Raw genomic sequence first — 16,216 nt, forward strand, 5'->3', positions numbered from 1 at the left:
AAGGGTGCCTTCCGGCAAATGAAAAAGACCGTTTATCCCGCGGCGTAAGCGGAGAAAACGGTCTTGGTCGTTCGTGGATCAGGAGGTCGACGCGGGATCCGTTTTCTCCGCTTCCGCAAGCAGATGTACGGCCAGGATAAACATGGCGTGCGACCAAGTCAGCGGAACGACCCATGCCGTCTCTCCGCTCGTTTTGTCCACCTGCTCGGGGAGCAGCCCGAGCTCGGTGCGGTGGGCGACCGCCCAGTCGAGCAGCTTGCGGGCTTCGGCCGTTTCGCCGTTGGCGGCGCGGTATTGCGCGAGCCATAATGTCGTCAGGATCCAGGGATTGCCTCCGATGTAACGGTCGTCTTCGTAGCGTTTGATTCCGCCAACGCCCGGAACGGTCAGCCATCGCTCCACCGCTTCCGCCGTGCGGACGGCTTGCGGATGGGAGGGAGGGATGACGCCGAACGGAACGGAGATGCCCAGCAGGCTGACGTCTATGACCGGATCATAAGCTTTCCGGTACCGCTTGTATCCTTTGCCGTCCGTGCGAACGGAGACCGCAAGACCGGCCTGCGCGGCTTCCTCGTACGACTCCCGGCTTACGCGGAGCTCTACGCCCCGGTAGAAAACGCCCTTCTCCTCGTTCCAGCACAACGTCAAGATTTTCTCGGCGATCGAAGCGGCGATCCGGGACCATCTCTCCGACAGTTCCGGCTCCCGCGCCCGTTCGGCGAACGAAGCGGCCGCCCGGAGTCCCGCATAGACCGCGGAGGAAGAGTACGTGTGCTGGCCGAGCCGTTCCTCCCAAAGATCGCGGCTTGCCAGGGGCAAACCGTTCTCGGGATCGATCGAACGAACGAGGAATTCGGCGCCCCGGCGAACCGCGTCCCACACGAGGCGAAGAAACGATTCTTTTTCGCCGGAAGGCAAAGCCTCGAAGTGCTGATACATTCCCCACAAGATCGAGGAGCCTTCGTCAATCTGCAGTCCCCAGGAGGGAGCGAGCGATCCATCGTGGTAATGGCGCTGCTGCCACGCGCCGTCCTTGTCCTGCGCGGTCAGCGTCCATTCGTAGAAGCGCGTCGACATGTCCGTAAGTCCCGCTTTGTCGAGCGCGACCGTAATGAAGGCCGCATCCCGTCCCCAACAATACGCATATCCGCCGCAGCGGGAGAACCTCTCGTCGAACTCCGGAGCCGCGATAATGCTGCCGGTTTGTTCGTCGGACATCAATTTCATCGTCAGGATCGACCGTTCGTACAAGTCCCGGATGTCCGGGCGTTCGAACGGACAGTCGGCAGCGGACGCGAGCGTTTCGTTCCAATAGCGCGCCGTTCGGTCTCTCCAAACGCGGCAATCCGTTTCTTTGGCGCGGAGCACCAACTTTATCGAATCGTCCAGGGTGTTGGCGGCCGCCAAATAAACCGTATGCGAGACCGTCGCCCCGGGCGCGACATCCGTGAACGCCCATTCCATGGCCCCGTCCGGCGCCATTCGGATGTCCTCCCCGTCGAGGGCGCCTTCGCAGGCTGCTTCCCAAGCGTGACCCGGTTGATATTTGATGCACACGTTTGCACTAGAAAGCGAAAAATAATATTGCCGGCGGAAATGAACGAGGGCATCGGCTTCAGACCGGAACTGCGTCGTATGGTAAAACGGATTCTCCTCCGGCCTGATCGACGAGTATAGCAGAAAGGAGAACGAGACGGGCGAATTGCCCGTGTTGGTGAACCGATAATCGAAAACGAGCAAATCCTCGCCGGGAACGGCATAGATTTCGGATGACGCCCGTACGGGAAAGCCGGGGCAACCCGCCTTCACGGCAAAAATGTTCGTCCGCTCCGCATATCCGGATTCGTGCTGCCAGCCGTCCTCCGTGCCGTCGAACCACGTCGTGCGGTCCGAGTCCGACAAGCGCAGGCCGCTGCGGATCGTATCCGCATGCTGCGGAAAGTCCACATGCGGCCACCATAAACGGACAATCCGTCCTGTTCTCAGGACGGAAGCGAGGAAGCGGGAATTGCCGATGACGGCGTCGACGAGATACGGTTTGCGGAGCAAGTAATCGCTCATGGAAGTCAACTCCAGTTTCGTTTGATATTCAGCGACGATTCTCGGACGACCAGCCGGTGGGGCACGATGGTGCGAAGCTGCTGCGGCTTCTCGCCTTGAATGCGGCGGGTCAGCAGCTGCGAGGCCATGTAGCCGAGCTGGTAGATGCCGATATCGATGCTGCTGAGCGGGGGGGACGACAGTTCCGCTAGGTAGATGTTGTTGAAGCTTACCAGGCTGAGATCGTCCGGCACCTTGTAGCCGAGCTCCGACAGCCCCCGCAGGATGCCGAACGTGACGATGTCGTCGATGACCACGAGGGCGGTCGGCCGATCGGGCAGGTTCATGAAGAACGACATCGCCCGATAACCGCTCTCCTGCAGAAATTCGCCTTCCATGACCCACTCGGTTTCCAAACGGATACCGTTGTCCGTCAGCGCTTTCTTGTAACCCTCCAGCCGATCCCGGGAGACGGTCAAGTTCGGCGGACCGCTGACGAATCCGATCCGATGGTGGCCTTGGGAGATCAGATGCATCGTGGCGTCGTACGAAGCCTGCACGTTGTCGTTGTCCACGCACAGGATGTCGTTGTCTCCGTAGTTGCCGATCAGGATAAACGGGAAGTCTTCTTTTTTCAGGAAGGCGATGATCGGATCGTCTTTGCGGGATTGCAGCAAGATGATGCCGTCGACCCGCTTTCCTTTGACCAGCCGCGTAACCGCCTCCAGCTCTCCATGCTCGGAATGGCCTGCGGTCATCAGCACGTCGTACCCGTTTCGGGAGGCCTGCGTCGTGATCCCCCGGATGTTCTCGGCGAAAAAGTGGTTCTGGAACAGCTCCTCCGCGGGACGGGGCAAAATCATGCCGAGCGTGAATGTTTTATTGGAAACGAGGCTGCGCGCCATGATATTCGAATGGTAGCCGAGCTGCTTCATGATCTCCTTGACCCTGCGGGACGTTTCCGGGCTGATCCGCGGGTGGTTGGAAATGACCCGGGATACGGTTGACGGGGACACGCCGGCCTTGCGGGCTACGTCTTTAATGGTGACCGCCATATTTACCTCCGAATGGGTTCAAACGTTTGAACAGGCTATTTACAGTAGTATGTTACATGAACGGTATAAGTTTGTAAACGGTACCTCTTTAGGATGATGAAATATGAATCGTGCTTGATTGCACAGATTCCATAGTTAAAATAAGAAGAAATAATTATTGAGCAGATGAGTGAACGCATGAAAACGAGAGGAAATACGAGAAATAAAGAGTTACGGACCTTTTAAGTTTAAATATCGATTTGTGCAAACGTATTTACAAACTCTCCGATTGATGTAATACTAATATTGCTAAATCATGAAGCGCTTTCAAACGTTCGAAACGAGTGGCGAATGACTCGAAATTCATCTTCCGTTTGCCTAAAATTCAAACGTTTGCACAAGCGGAAACCAATCGCTCCAAAGAGAGGGGTAACCAAATGAAAAAAAGGTTTGTCATTCTCGCCGTCCTGTTCCTCCTGACGCTGACGCTCTCGGCATGCGGCGGCTCAGGCAGCAACTCGGGCGGCAGCGCATCCCCGTCCGCTTCGGACAACTCGGCGTCATCTCCGTCCGCGTCCGAGTCGGCGTCCGCTCCGGCTTCGGAAGCGGCTCAAGAAGAGCTGAAACCGGAAGACGGGGCCAAACTTGTCGTATGGGCCGCACAAGAGCAGAAAGAATTTCTGGAAGCGATGGGCAAGGAGTTCGAACAAAAGTACGGCGTTAAAGTGGAATACCAGAAGGTCGGCTCCGCCGACGCGCTTAACAAAATCAAAAAGGACGGACCTGCGGGCGTAGGCGCGGACGTGTTCATGCTGGCGCACGACCAGGTCAACCAGGCCGTCCAGGCCGGCGTCGTCCTTCCGAACGACTACTACGCCGAAGACACGAAAGCGAATTTCGTCGAAACGGCCGTGAACGCGGTAACGGGTACCGACGGCGTGCTCTACGGCTATCCGCGCAACATCGAAACCTACCTCCTCTTTTACAACAAAAACTTGGTGAAGCCGGAGAACGTCGCTTCCTGGGACGCGATCAAGGCGTTCGCCAAATCCTATAACGTACCGGCCGAGAAAAAATTCGGCATCATGTGGAAGCTGGACGATACTTATTTCAACTATGCGTTCATCGCGGGCAACGGCGGTTACGTATTCGGGAAAAACAACACCGACCCGAGCGACATCGGCCTTAACAACGAAGGCGCCGTCGAAGGCATGAAATTCATGAAGAGCATGCAGGAAGTCATGCCGTTCAAAGTGGCCGACGCTTCTTCGGACGTCAAGACCGATCTGTTCCAGAAAGGCAAACTGGCGATCGACCTGGACGGCATCTGGATGCTCGGATCGTTCACGAAAGAAAAGCTGGGCTTCGACGTAGGCGCCGTACCGATGCCTCCGATGCCGAACGGGAAATCTCCGAAGCCGTTCGCCGGCGTGCAAGCCTACTTCGTCAGCTCTTTCTCGCAGTATCCGCAGGCGGCGCGTCTGTTCGCGCATTATGTCTCCAGCCAGGAAGCGGCCGTGAAAATGTATCAGATGACCGGCGTCGTCTCGGCCCGCAAGGGACTGGACCAGGATCCGGCGTTCCAGAACGATCTCGTCAAAGCGTTCATGGAGCAATTCAAGAACGTCGAGCCGATGCCCTCCATTCCGGAAACGGGTTCGTTCTGGACCGCCATGGGGCCCGTGTATCCGGCGATCTGGGACAACAACACCGATCCGAAAGCCGCATTGGACAAAGCCGTCGCCGACATGAAGACGCTCATATCCCAAGCGAAGTAAGCATCAGGATCACGACCGAACGACAATCACCCGCAATGGCTTGTTGCGGGTGATTGTCCAATGGATGGAGAGGAGAGTCCGAACTTGCGCCAGTATCGGAGGACGGCAGCAGTACTCTCTGCTGTATTTATGGGGCTGGGCCAGCTGTATAACCGGCAATATGCCAAAGGAATCGCATTTATCGTCTTTTATGCCACGGCGCTTTTTTACGCGTTTACGAAGCTGGAACATGCCATTTGGGGAATCGTGACGCTTGGCGAAACGAAGCAGCATTTCGAGGTCGTCGGAAAAATCACCAAGAAAGTGCCGGGAGATCATTCGATTTTCCTGATGATCCAAGGCTTGATTACGATTTTCGTCGTCATCCTCGCCGTTTATCTGTTCATCATGAACATCCGCGACGCCTACCAAGGAGGCAAACTCCGCGAGGAAGGCAAGCCGCTGAACGGAATCGGGGCTACGCTCAAATTCATCGCGGACAAGAAATTCCCGCATCTCATCATCACGATACCGCTCGTTTTCGTGTTTTTCTTCAGCGTGCTGCCGATCCTCTTTTCCGTGCTGATTGCCTTTACGAACTACAACAATACGCACGAGCCGCCTGGCCAGCTTGTCGATTGGCAGGGCTTTCGCGCTTTCAAGGATTTGCTTGGCCTGAGCCAGTGGGCCCATACGTTCCTGGGCGTCTTCTCATGGACGATGCTTTGGGCGGTTTTGTCGACCTTTACGACGTTTTTCGGCGGCTTCGCCGTCGCGTTGCTCGTGCAGCAGAGAAATATCCGGTTCAAATCGTTCTTCCGCGCGATTTACATGATTCCGTTCGCGATTCCGGCTTTCCTGTCCTTGCTCATTATGCGCAACCTGTTCAACGCCGAGTTCGGGCCGATCAACTCGATGCTGCTGAAGTTCGGCATCGAAGGGCCGCAATGGCTGTCCGATCCGGTCTGGGCCAAGGTGACGATCGTCATCGTGAACTTATGGCTCGGCTTCCCGATCTCGATGCTGCTCATTATCGGCATCCTGACGACCATTCCGCGCGATCTGTACGAAGCCGCGGAGGTAGACGGCGCTTCGGCGTTCTATAAGTTCCGTAAAATCACGTTCCCCAGCGTCATGTTCTCCCTCGCGCCGATCGTCATCGGGCAATTCGCGGGGAACATCAACAACTTCAACGTCATTTATTTGATGTCCGGCGGCGGTCCCGTCAACAGCGAATACCAGTTCGCAGGACATACCGACATTTTGATCACATGGCTGTACAGCCTTTCCATAACGAACGGAAGATACAACTTCGCGGCCGTCGTCAGTATTTTCCTGTTCCTCATTATCGCGGGCTTCGCCATTCTGAGCTTCCGGCGTACGCGCTCGTTCAGAGAGGATGATATGTTGCGATGAGCGCTTATCGGTTTCGCAAAGGGCTGTGGCTCGTGATCAGCTATATTCTGTTGATCCTGATCGCGATCTTTACGATCTATCCGGCATTGTGGATCGTGTTCTCGTCGTTCCGGGAAGGAACTTCGCTGTTCAGCGAGACGCTCATCCCGGAAAAGTGGACGTTGGTGCATTACAAGGAGCTGTTCGAGCAGTTCGAGTTCGGCAAATGGTACGTGAACTCGCTGAAAATCTCCCTCATCACGATGGTGCTCAGCGTCCTGTTCCAATTGCTGTCCGGTTATGCGTTCTCGCGTTTCCGGTTCAAATCCCGGAAGTCGATCATGAGCGGTCTGTTCGTCATCGGCCTGTTTCCTTCGTTCCTTAGCCTCACGGCGGTCTACGTCTTGCTTCTGAACATGAAATTGCTCAATACGCATACCGCATTGATCATGGTGTCTTCGGCCGGCGCGGCCGTCGGATACCTGCTCGTCAAAGGTTATTTCGATACGATTCCGAAAAGCTTGGAAGAAGCGGCGATCATCGACGGAGCCAGCAACTGGGGCGTGTTCTTCCGCATTCTGCTGCCGCTGTCGAGGCCGCTTATCGTGTACATGGCGGTTACGACGTTCGCCGGCACGTTCAGCGAATTCATCTTCGCACAGACCGTTCTGCGCACGGAAGCGAAGCAGACGCTGGCCGTCGGTCTCTACAACATGGTCAGCGCCCAATTCTCGACGCAGTTTACCATTTTCGCGGCTGGCTCGGTGCTCGTCTCCATTCCGGTCGTGCTGATCTTCATCATTTTCCAACGCTTGCTGGTGGAAGGTCTGACGTCGGGAGCGGACAAAGGATGAGACGCCGCGGGATCGCAGGCCGAGTCGGTTGGTCGGCTTTGGCTATTGTCGCTGCGGTTGCTTTCCTTCTGGAGGGCTGTACCAAGGACGGGGCGGAGAAGGCTTCGCCGTCGGCTTCTTCCGCGGGGCCCTCCTCGTCCCCGGTCGCGTCCCCTGACGCAAGCAAGGGAAATTACAAGTTCACGGACAAGATCGCGCAGATGGGCCGGAGCAGCGGCGTTTGGTATGAGATATTCGTCCGGTCGTTCAGCGATTCGAACGGGGACGGGATCGGCGACCTGCAAGGGGCGGCGGGCAAGCTCGATTACTTGCAGGACCTGGGGATCAAAGGCATTTGGCTGATGCCGATCAACCCTTCGCCGTCCTACCACGGATATGACGTGACGGATTACTACGCGGTCAATCCGGATTACGGCACGCTGGACGATTTGAAGCATCTTCTGGAGGAGGCGCATAAAAGGGGAATCAAGGTGATCATGGACCTGGTCGTGAATCATACCAGCAGCAAGCACCCGTGGTTCCTCGATTCGGCCACTGGCCCCAAAAGCAAATACCGCAGCTGGTACGTGTGGGCCGACAGGCCGGGAACGGATACGGCGTCTCTCGGCCCATGGGGACAGACGGTGTGGCATGAATCCGGAGACTCATCCTACTTGGGCGTGTTCTGGGACGGCATGCCCGACCTGAACATGGACAATCCGGAAGTGCGCAACGAAATGGTGAACGTCGGCCAATTTTGGCTCAAGCTCGGGATGGACGGCTTCCGCCTCGACGCGGCCAAGCACGTCTATGAAGACTTCCAGTCTTCGGCGAACGACCCGGTGACCGGGGAGAAGAACAAGGCGTGGTGGCAGGAGTTCCGCCAAGGCATGGAGGCAGTCAACAAGGACGCCTACCTCGTCGGAGAAATCTGGGATTCCCCGGCGGTCGTCGGCCCTTTCCTCGACAAGGCCCTCGATTCCGGCTTCAACTTCGACCTGAGCAAGCTGCTGCTGGACACCGCGAAGAGCGAAAATGCGGGTCCGATCGGGTCGATCCTGAACAGGACGTACGAATACTTCAGCAAACAGTCGAACGGCGAATTCGTCGACGCTCCGTTTCTGACGAATCACGACTCCAATCGGGTGATGAGCGAGATGGACGGCAACGCAGACCATGCGAAGATGGCCGCGTCGCTGCTGCTGACGATGCCCGGTAACCCCTTCCTTTATTACGGAGAAGAAATTGGCATGCAGGGCGTCAAGCCGGACGAACGGATTCGCGGGCCGATGATCTGGGCGGCCGACCTCCGGTCCGACGGCCAGACGAGTTGGGAAGCCGCGGAAAGCAACGGGAACACCCCGTCGGTCGCAGAGCAGAAGAAGGATCCGAATTCGCTTTACAACCATTACAAGAAGCTGATCTCCTGGCGAAACGAGGAGCTGGCCCTTGGCGACGGGGGGATCGCTCCGTTCGGGACGGAGGAGGACGGCGTCTTGGCCTACGCCAGAATCAGCGGCGACGTCAAGCTTCTCGTGGTCCTCAACCTGACGGGGAGGGAGCAATCCGTCGAATTGAACGCGAACGGCAAAGTGCCGTTCGGGGAGGTGCGGTTCGCTAGCGCAGACGGGATCGTCCTGGAGAATGGCCGGCTGAAGATGCCTCCGTACAGCACGGCGGTTCTGCAATAATAGGAAGACCGGATTCCTGGGCCATGGAATCCGGTCTTTCCCATGATTGGAGCAATGTTAATTCGGCGCCCCAAGCAACGCAGCTTCGGCGAAATCATCGTCCTGACGTGATCCGTGTACTGGGCACGCTTAGATCGCACGAATAGGCGTCATAAGGGCACTTCATTTCGGCGGGTATCCGGTTTGGGGACCTTGACCGGTCGGCCGTCGCGCAGCAGAGGAAAATCCTCCCTCTATTTTGGGGCTTTGGCCGCAAGCGCATCATTAGCGGGAAAACCTCCCACTAATTTCGGCGAAACACGCTCAATTGGGGATTTTCCCCGATTTTAGCGGGGGTTTTCCTACTAAATATCCATAATAACAAAAAATGAACTGAATTAGTGGGAGATTTTCCAGCTAAAGTTGGCTGGTGGGCGAACCCGGCACGCTTCTCTTCTGGACACCTGTTCGGCGGAGGCGATGCCCTCGAGTGGAAGCTTGCAGCGCGGGCTGCTGGAACAAACCGGCGAAAGCGACGGCGAAGGTCGGTGCGAAAATAACATGGCGACGCTGTGGAAGCAGTTGCCGAACGTCGATAACGTATAACCGGAGAGCACGAGCAGGAAATTCCGGTTTTTCCGAAGCGACCGGGGAGCCGAAACGGGAAGGGCCGTTTCGGCTGCGGACAGTCCCGGGATGGACAAGGCGTCTCCCTCCCGTCGTTAACCTTGCTTCAAGACGGCGAAGCCGTATGCCGGAAGCGCGACGCTGATTTTGCCCCGCTCGGCACGGAAGGGCTCGCCTTTCAGCGCATCCGACCATTCTCCCGTCGCTTGCAGCGACAATTTCGCCTGACGTCGGCCGGCGTTCAGCGCGACGATGAACCGCTCGCCGTCCGCTTCCCGGATGTACGCCAACGTTGCGCGGCCCGGCTCGGCGGCCAGCAATCGGAGGCTGCCGTCCCGCAAAGCCCGGTGCGAACGCCGAAGCCTCGTCAATCCCGCGAAAAAGCCGAACAGCTCAAGGTCTTGTTTGCTCTCGTCCCATTCCATGCATTTGCGGCAGCCGGGGTCGTTGCCTCCGTCCAGGCCGATCTCGTCGCCGTAATAAACGCACGGCGTCCCCGGCATCGTGAATTGGATTGCCGATGCCAAGCGCACCCGGCGCTTGTCGTTCCCGGCGAGCGTGAGCAGCCGCGCGGTGTCGTGGCTGCCCAGCAGGTTAAACGCCGCTTCCGTCGCCTGTTGCGGATAGGCAGCCAGAAGGGAGCCGAGCTGATCGGCGAACTGACGACCATCTCGCGTGCCCTTCACCGCGAAGTCGAGAATCGCTTCCGTAAGCGGATAGTTCATGACCGCGTCGAATTGGTCGCCGCTGAGCCAGGGAAGGGAATCGTGCCAGATTTCCCCGAGGATATAAGCGTCCGGCTTCGCCGTCTTGACGACGTCTCGGAACTTCCGCCAGAAGCGATGGTCCACTTCGTTCGCGACATCCAGCCTCCAGCCGTCCACGCCGATTTCCTCGATCCAGTACCGCGCCACTTCGAGCAGATAAGCCTGCACGTCGGGATTTTCGGTGTTCAGCTTCGGCATCATTTCCGTAAACGCGAACGTGTCGAACGTCGGGATCCCTTCTTTTACCGTCAAGGGAAACTGCCGCACATGGAACCAGTCCGCGTACTTGGACGTTTGCCCCTTCTTCAGCACGTCCACGAACGGCGCGAAGGTTCGCCCGCTGTGGTTGAACACGGCGTCGAGCAGCACGCGGATGCCGCGGGCATGACAGGCGTCCACCAGCTCTTTCAGCTTCTCGTTCGTTCCGAAATGGGAATCGACTTTCCTATAGTCTTCGGTGTCGTATTTATGGTTCGTCGTCGCTTCGAATAACGGATTGAAATAGATCGCATTCACGCCCAAGCGCTCCAGATGGTCGAGATGATCGATGACGCCCTGCAAATCTCCCCCGAAGAAGTTAGCCGGCGTCGGCTCTCCGCCCCACGGCAGCACGCCTTCCGGATCGTTCGACGGATCGCCGTTCGCGAACCGCTCCGGGAAAATCTGATAGAACACCGCGTCCTTCACCCAGGCCGGCGGCTCGAAGACGTCGGCAGGATTCAGGAAGGGGTACTCGAAATACAGATAGGGGTTCTCGGGCTCTTGCTCATGGAAGCCTTGCTCGTTCAGCCACAACGTCTCTCTGCCCGCTTGCAAGCGAAATCCGTATTTCAACCTCCGGAACGCCGGACGAACTTCCGCTTGCCAATAATCGAACAGGGCGTCCTGCGCGAAAACGCGCATTTCCGTCGTTTCATGCCCGATTTCGTGCCAGTTGTACTTGTCGCCGTGCAGCAGGGTAACCCGCTCCGCATCCCCTCGTTTCGTGCGGATCCGGACATGGACCGTCTGCCGGTCGTACGCGTAGCACCAGTTGTTTTTCGGTCGATGGTAAATCGCTTCCCTTAACATGGAATCTCCTCCTTGGATGGACGGCCGCTTTCGCACGAGGAGCAACAAAAAAAGCACAACCCCCGCGCGATGCGCTCCGAGGTTGTGCCTTGCCTGATCAGGTAAGGTCAGCATGGCCTTCTAATTGATTTCATTATACCGCATGGGAACCGTTTGGGGAACTCCCGCATCTAACCTTTAGAAATAAAACGAGGACACAAGAAAGGAGGGCGAGTATGGCCGACTTGGTATGGACTACGGATGTTCAACTGGCCGTGGGCGGCGATCGGGAAGCGTTCGCCAGACTGATCGGCGATCTGCAAGGAGAAATGTACGGGATGGCGCGATCCATGCTTCAACGGGACGAGGACGTCGCGGACGCGATTCAGGACACGATCCTGAAGGCGTATCTGAATGTGACTCGCCTGCGGGAGCCGGCGTTTTTCCGCACGTGGCTGTTCCGGATCCTGATCCGGGAATGCCAGGCGGTTTATCGGAAAAAGAAGCGTATCGTGTTGTCGGACCGCGTGCCGGAAGCGGCCGCCTTCGCCTCAGGTCCGGACTTGGATTTGCGTGCCGCGGTCAACCGTCTGGGGGAGCCGGCCCGCACGATCGTGAAGCTGCATTATTATGCGGATCTGCCGCTCGCCGAAATCGCGGAGCTGCTGGACCTGTCCGAGGGGACGCTGAAATCGAAGCTTCACCGGGCGCGGCGGAAGCTGGCCCATGCATTGTCATCGCCAGGCGAAGGAGGGGTTGGATATGAGCTTCATTGATCTGGAGGGTGCGCTCCGAAGGCAGGCGGCAGTCCGTTCGGGCGAGATTCCGGCAAACGTCGCCCGGCGCATCGAAGAGACGCTGCGTGCGCTGCCGGATCGGAACGTTTTGCGCAAAAAAGCGACGATCCGCAAATGGACTTGCACGGCCGCAGCGGTTTGCATGCTGGGAGGAGGACTGTTCGTCTCGGCGGCCTTATCCGGTCCCTCTGTGAAGTCCGAAATCCGCAAAGTTCCGGTCGTCGGTTCGCTGATCCCGGCCGATCCGAGCGAAACGGGGCAAAGCGTTACCGATCACGGGATTACGTTCACGATCCGGGATGTGCTCTACGACGGAAGAGCGCTGTACATCGATTACGAGATCGAATCGGACCGGGATATGGATGGATATGCTCTCAACTTGGACTTGAAAATGGACGGCGTTTCCGTCGGGCGCGTCTTTCACGATAAAACGGGCAACCGCTCGTCCGTTTCCGTCACCGGCCAAACGGCAAGTCCCCGCCGGAGCAGCGGGATCATCAAGGCTTACCTTTCCGCGTATCGGCCCGGCGCATTCCGGATGGAGCTCGCCATCTCCCGGATCGGCAAGGAAAACGGAAAATGGTCGTTGACCCGAGACGTTAACATGACGTCCCGCATGACCGTAATCGAATCCGGCAAGAAGGTTGCGAGCGGCTTGTTCGACTTGGAGTTGGATCAGTTTTCATTATCGCCGGTATCGTCGGAAATTAGCTATAAAATATCGGCAAAGGATTCAAAGGCGGAGAAGCTGATGGTTGGATTCCAAGTCGTCGGCGACAGAGGTGAGGTCTTCGCGATTGAATCCGTCATGATTGGCAACGGCTTTCCCTGGTCGAACGAAACGCAGAAAAATATTTTCGGGCCTGTAAGCGAGGGAACCCGATATTTAACCATACGTCCGTTCTATCATATCTACAGCAAGTCGGAGCCCAACTATGGCGAAGTCACTCGAGTGGAGATGAAAAAAATTCCGTCCGAAGAAGAACCGATCGTCCTCTCCCAGGGAGAGGCGGGAAAGTTGTACGTGACGAAAGTGGAGTACTTTCAGGATCGGACGATCGTGCGCTATCGCACCGAGGGAACGAATCCCTTACAGCAATCGCAGCTGTTCTGGGCAGAACGGGAGAACGGCAGCCGGTTCGAAACGATTAACCAGACCTTGCCGAATCTCAATGGGAAAGAGAATATCTTGGAAATCGGACCTGTTTCCGCCGATGCCAAACTCTATTTTGCGACCCGTCCTTCCGTACCGCTGACTTTCCTTCCCGACATGCAGATCCGTGTCGACCTCCCCCAGTAACGGTTGTGCTATAATAGGTAAACACAACCGGAGGGGGGACGCCATGCATGAACGAACAAGAGAAACCGATCGCGCTGCGGGAATGGGCGGTCGCCGTCCGCGCGCTCGAAGAGGGCAGGCAGGCGATCGTGCTGCGCAAAGGCGGCATCGCCGAGGAAACCCGCGAATTCAGGCTGGAAAGCAACCGCTTCTACCTGTTCCCGTCGTTCGAGCACCAGAAGCCGCACCTGATCAAACCGGAAGCCTCGGAAACCCTCGCCGCGACCCAGGCCGAAGCGGCGGAATTTCCCGGCAAGGTTCGGATCACGTCCTACGCGGAAGTCGTAGAGGACATCGAAATCACGGATGCCGAGACGTTGAGACGACTGGACGGGTTGCATATCTGGACCGAAGACTACGCGGAAGAGCGGCTGAAGTGGAAAAGGACGAAGCCCCTCCACGTGCTGCTTCTGCGGGTGTACGGCCTATCGGCGCCGATCGACATTCCGATGCAAGAATCGTATGCCGGCTGCAAATCGTGGCTGCGTTTGGAGGAAGAGCTTCCCCCGCCCAAGGCGGAGCCGATTTTGGACGATGGAACGTTCGACCGGATCGCCGATTCCGTGCGCCAAGCCGTGAAAGGATAACCGAATAACGCCGGCACCGGACCTTTCCTTGCGATAGGCAGAGGTCCGGTTTGCTTTTTGCAGGCGGTTTTCATAAAATTGTGTTGAGAATCACTGAGAATCACTTTATAATTATTCTAAATAAGGATGCGACAGTTTCCGATTTTTCGGGCCGCCCGGCCGTGAAGGATTTCGAAATCGCACCCGAGAGAACACATGGAGGTTACCGCCAATGTCCACCGAGTTTGAGATTCGCGGCCTTACGGCAACGATTGAAGGCAAGGAAATCCTGAAAGGAATCGACCTGAAGATAAACGGAGGGGAGATTCACGCCATCATGGGACCGAACGGGACGGGCAAGAGCACGCTCGCTTCCACGCTGATGGGCCATCCCAAGTACGAGGTGACCGGGGGCGAAGTTTCGCTGAACGGCGAAGACGTTCTCGAGATGGAAGTCGACGAGCGCGCCCGCGCCGGCCTGTTCCTGGCCATGCAATACCCGAGCGAAATTACCGGCGTCACGAACGCCGACTTCCTCCGCAGCGCGATCAACGCCCGCCGCGGCGAAGGCAACGAAATTTCGCTGATCAAGTTCGTCCGCCAAATGGAGGGTAAAATGAAGGAGCTGGAGATGAACCCCGAGTTCATGCACCGCTACCTGAACGAAGGCTTCTCCGGCGGGGAGAAGAAGCGCAACGAGATCCTGCAGATGATGATGCTGGAGCCCAAACTCGTCATTCTGGACGAGATCGATTCCGGTCTCGACATCGACGCGCTCAAAATCGTCGCCGCCGGCGTCAACGCCATGCGTGCCGAAGACCGCGGATTCCTGATCATCACGCACTACCAGCGCTTGCTGAACTACGTGAAGCCGGACTTCGTTCACGTCATGATGCAGGGCCGCATCGTCAAATCCGGCGGACCGGAGCTGGCGGAGCGCCTGGAGGCGGAAGGCTACGATTGGGTGAAAGAAGAACTGGGCATCGTCGACGAGACGGTCGGCCAGGCGTAAGAGGACAAGGGAGGTAACACGAATATGAGCACACCGACCACCTCTTTCGGCCGGGAAGCGGCGGCTGCCGTCTCCCGCAGCAAGAACGAGCCCGCTTGGCTTGTCGCCTGGCGCGAGGAAGCGGGAGAACTGGCTTCCAGGCTGGAGCTGCCGAATCCGGAGAAAATGCCGCTGGCGCGCTGGACGCTGGATCAATACGGAACGAGCCGTCCGGGTACGCCCGTAAGCTCCACGGCGGACCTTCCGGCGGCGATCGCCGGTCTGCTGCCCGAGGATACGCAGGGCGCTTTGATCGTTCAGCATAATTCTTCCGTGATCTATACCCGTCTCTCCAACGAGCTGAAGGCGCAGGGCGTCGTGCTGACGAGTCTCGAGGAAGCGGCACGCACGCACGAGCAGCTGGTCCGCGACCACCTGATGACGGAATACAAGCAAGACGAGCATAAGCTTGCCGCCGTTCACGCGGCGTTGTGGAACGGCGGGGTGTTCCTGTACGTGCCGCGCAACGTCGACATCGAATTCCCGATCCAGGCGCTGCTGTTCGCGGACGACGCGGAAGCGACCTTCATGCCGCACATCCTGATCGTGGCGGACACGAACAGCCGCGTGTCGTTCGTCGAACAAGCGGCATCGCTGCTGGACGGCGAAGGCAAGGAACTCCTGCACAACAGTGCCGTCGAAATCTTCGCCAAGGCGGGCGCGCATGTCCGCTACGCGGCCGTGCATCATATGGATGCCGGCGTCGTCGACGTGGCTTACCGCCGGGCCGTTCTGGCGAACGACGCGCGGGTGGAGTGGATCGTCGGAGATCTGCACAACGGCAACACGCTGACCGACACAAAGTCGCTGCTCAAGGGCAACGGCTCCACGTCCGACACGAAGATCATTTCCGTCGGTACGGGCAGCCAGCGCATGAGCCTGACGACGGGCGCCGTTCATTTCGGCAAGTCTTCCGAGAGCGATATGGTGACCCGCGCGGTCATGAAGGAAGAAGCGACCGCCATCATCAACGGCATCACGAAGATCGAGCATGGCGCTACCAAAGCGAACGGCCAACAGACGGAGCGCGTGCTCATGCTGAGCCCCAAAGCGCGGGGAGACGCCAACCCGATCCTGCTCATCGACGAAGACGACGTCAAGGCGGGCCACGCGGCCAGCGTCGGACAGGTGAATGCCGAGCAGGTGTACTACCTGATGTCGCGCGGCGTCAGCCGCAAAGAGGCGGAACGCCTCATCATCCACGGGTTCCTGGATCCGGTCGTTTCCGAAATTCCGCTCGCGGGACTGCGCGAACAATTGCACAGCATCCTGGAGAGAAAGCTGGGATAA

General features: G+C 57.8%; 13 protein-coding genes. 9 read left to right on the forward strand and 4 right to left on the reverse strand.

Annotation, left to right across the window (positions count from 1 at the left end; genetic code table 11):
* Positions 1–78 precede the first annotated feature (78 nt).
* Both GE107_RS17125 and GE107_RS17130 read right to left on the reverse strand, forming a co-directional pair.
* Positions 79–2,061, reverse strand: a complete 1,983-nt coding sequence (locus GE107_RS17125; protein ID WP_219641208.1) for a glycoside hydrolase family 15 protein — start codon at positions 2,059–2,061, stop codon at positions 79–81.
* Between the two features lie 5 nt (positions 2,062–2,066).
* The gene (locus GE107_RS17130; protein ID WP_219641209.1) at positions 2,067–3,095 is read right to left on the reverse strand and encodes a LacI family DNA-binding transcriptional regulator; all 1,029 of its coding nucleotides are present in this window, start codon (positions 3,093–3,095) and stop codon (positions 2,067–2,069) included.
* A gap of 416 nt (positions 3,096–3,511) precedes the next feature.
* Here GE107_RS17130 and GE107_RS17135 point away from each other — a divergent pair, with 416 nt between their 5' ends.
* From GE107_RS17135 to GE107_RS17150, 4 genes are all read left to right on the forward strand, one after another.
* Positions 3,512–4,852, forward strand: coding sequence for a sugar ABC transporter substrate-binding protein (locus GE107_RS17135; RefSeq protein WP_219641210.1), 1,341 nt, complete (start codon positions 3,512–3,514; stop codon positions 4,850–4,852).
* An 84-nt stretch (positions 4,853–4,936) separates the two neighbouring features.
* Complete coding sequence (locus GE107_RS17140) at positions 4,937–6,247, forward strand: carbohydrate ABC transporter permease (RefSeq protein ID WP_219641211.1); 1,311 nt, start codon at positions 4,937–4,939, stop codon at positions 6,245–6,247.
* The gene (locus tag GE107_RS17145) at positions 6,244–7,080 is read left to right on the forward strand and encodes a sugar ABC transporter permease (protein WP_219641212.1); all 837 of its coding nucleotides are present in this window, start codon (positions 6,244–6,246) and stop codon (positions 7,078–7,080) included. Before GE107_RS17140 ends, GE107_RS17145 begins: the two co-directional genes overlap by 4 nt.
* On the forward strand, positions 7,077–8,750 hold the full coding sequence (locus tag GE107_RS17150) for an alpha-amylase family glycosyl hydrolase (RefSeq protein WP_219641213.1): 1,674 nt from the start codon (positions 7,077–7,079) through the stop codon (positions 8,748–8,750). The genes GE107_RS17145 and GE107_RS17150 overlap by 4 nt, the downstream gene beginning before the upstream one ends.
* A gap of 377 nt (positions 8,751–9,127) precedes the next feature.
* Here GE107_RS17150 and GE107_RS17155 read toward each other — a convergent pair whose 3' ends face one another.
* Together GE107_RS17155 and GE107_RS17160 are read right to left on the reverse strand one after the other, a co-directional pair.
* Positions 9,128–9,433, reverse strand: a complete 306-nt coding sequence (locus GE107_RS17155) for a hypothetical protein (RefSeq protein WP_219641214.1) — start codon at positions 9,431–9,433, stop codon at positions 9,128–9,130.
* A gap of 18 nt (positions 9,434–9,451) precedes the next feature.
* The gene (locus GE107_RS17160) at positions 9,452–11,194 is read right to left on the reverse strand and encodes an alpha-glycosidase (protein WP_219641215.1); all 1,743 of its coding nucleotides are present in this window, start codon (positions 11,192–11,194) and stop codon (positions 9,452–9,454) included.
* A gap of 215 nt (positions 11,195–11,409) precedes the next feature.
* Here GE107_RS17160 and GE107_RS17165 point away from each other — a divergent pair, with 215 nt between their 5' ends.
* The 5 genes from GE107_RS17165 (at position 11,410) to sufD (ending at position 16,216) form a co-directional block, all read left to right on the forward strand.
* Positions 11,410–11,949, forward strand: a complete 540-nt coding sequence (locus GE107_RS17165) for a sigma-70 family RNA polymerase sigma factor (protein ID WP_219641216.1) — start codon at positions 11,410–11,412, stop codon at positions 11,947–11,949.
* Positions 11,936–13,270, forward strand: a complete 1,335-nt coding sequence (locus GE107_RS17170) for a DUF4179 domain-containing protein (protein WP_219641217.1) — start codon at positions 11,936–11,938, stop codon at positions 13,268–13,270. Before GE107_RS17165 ends, GE107_RS17170 begins: the two co-directional genes overlap by 14 nt.
* Before the next feature lie 47 nt (positions 13,271–13,317).
* The gene (locus GE107_RS17175; protein ID WP_219641218.1) at positions 13,318–13,896 is read left to right on the forward strand and encodes a DUF1802 family protein; all 579 of its coding nucleotides are present in this window, start codon (positions 13,318–13,320) and stop codon (positions 13,894–13,896) included.
* A gap of 211 nt (positions 13,897–14,107) precedes the next feature.
* A complete protein-coding gene (gene sufC, locus GE107_RS17180; RefSeq protein ID WP_219641219.1) occupies positions 14,108–14,887 on the forward strand; it encodes a Fe-S cluster assembly ATPase SufC in 780 nt (259 codons plus the stop codon).
* A 24-nt stretch (positions 14,888–14,911) separates the two neighbouring features.
* The gene (gene sufD / locus GE107_RS17185; protein ID WP_219641220.1) at positions 14,912–16,216 is read left to right on the forward strand and encodes a Fe-S cluster assembly protein SufD; all 1,305 of its coding nucleotides are present in this window, start codon (positions 14,912–14,914) and stop codon (positions 16,214–16,216) included.

It is taken from the genome of Cohnella sp. CFH 77786 (assembly GCF_019400745.1).
GTDB lineage: Bacteria > Bacillota > Bacilli > Paenibacillales > Paenibacillaceae > Cohnella.

Excerpts from the sequence above, each read along its gene's own strand:
- GE107_RS17125 (WP_219641208.1), bottom strand. The coding sequence starts at position 2,061 with ATGAGCGATTACTTGCTCCGCAAACCGTATCTCGTCGACGCCGTCATC.
- GE107_RS17130 (WP_219641209.1), bottom strand. The coding sequence starts at position 3,095 with ATGGCGGTCACCATTAAAGACGTAGCCCGCAAGGCCGGCGTGTCCCCG.
- GE107_RS17135 (WP_219641210.1), top strand. The coding sequence starts at position 3,512 with ATGAAAAAAAGGTTTGTCATTCTCGCCGTCCTGTTCCTCCTGACGCTG.
- GE107_RS17145 (WP_219641212.1), top strand. The coding sequence starts at position 6,244 with ATGAGCGCTTATCGGTTTCGCAAAGGGCTGTGGCTCGTGATCAGCTAT.
- GE107_RS17150 (WP_219641213.1), top strand. The coding sequence starts at position 7,077 with ATGAGACGCCGCGGGATCGCAGGCCGAGTCGGTTGGTCGGCTTTGGCT.
- GE107_RS17160 (WP_219641215.1), bottom strand. The coding sequence starts at position 11,194 with ATGTTAAGGGAAGCGATTTACCATCGACCGAAAAACAACTGGTGCTAC.
- GE107_RS17165 (WP_219641216.1), top strand. The coding sequence starts at position 11,410 with ATGGCCGACTTGGTATGGACTACGGATGTTCAACTGGCCGTGGGCGGC.
- GE107_RS17170 (WP_219641217.1), top strand. The coding sequence starts at position 11,936 with ATGAGCTTCATTGATCTGGAGGGTGCGCTCCGAAGGCAGGCGGCAGTC.
- GE107_RS17175 (WP_219641218.1), top strand. The coding sequence starts at position 13,318 with ATGAACGAACAAGAGAAACCGATCGCGCTGCGGGAATGGGCGGTCGCC.
- sufC (WP_219641219.1), top strand. The coding sequence starts at position 14,108 with ATGTCCACCGAGTTTGAGATTCGCGGCCTTACGGCAACGATTGAAGGC.
- sufD (WP_219641220.1), top strand. The coding sequence starts at position 14,912 with ATGAGCACACCGACCACCTCTTTCGGCCGGGAAGCGGCGGCTGCCGTC.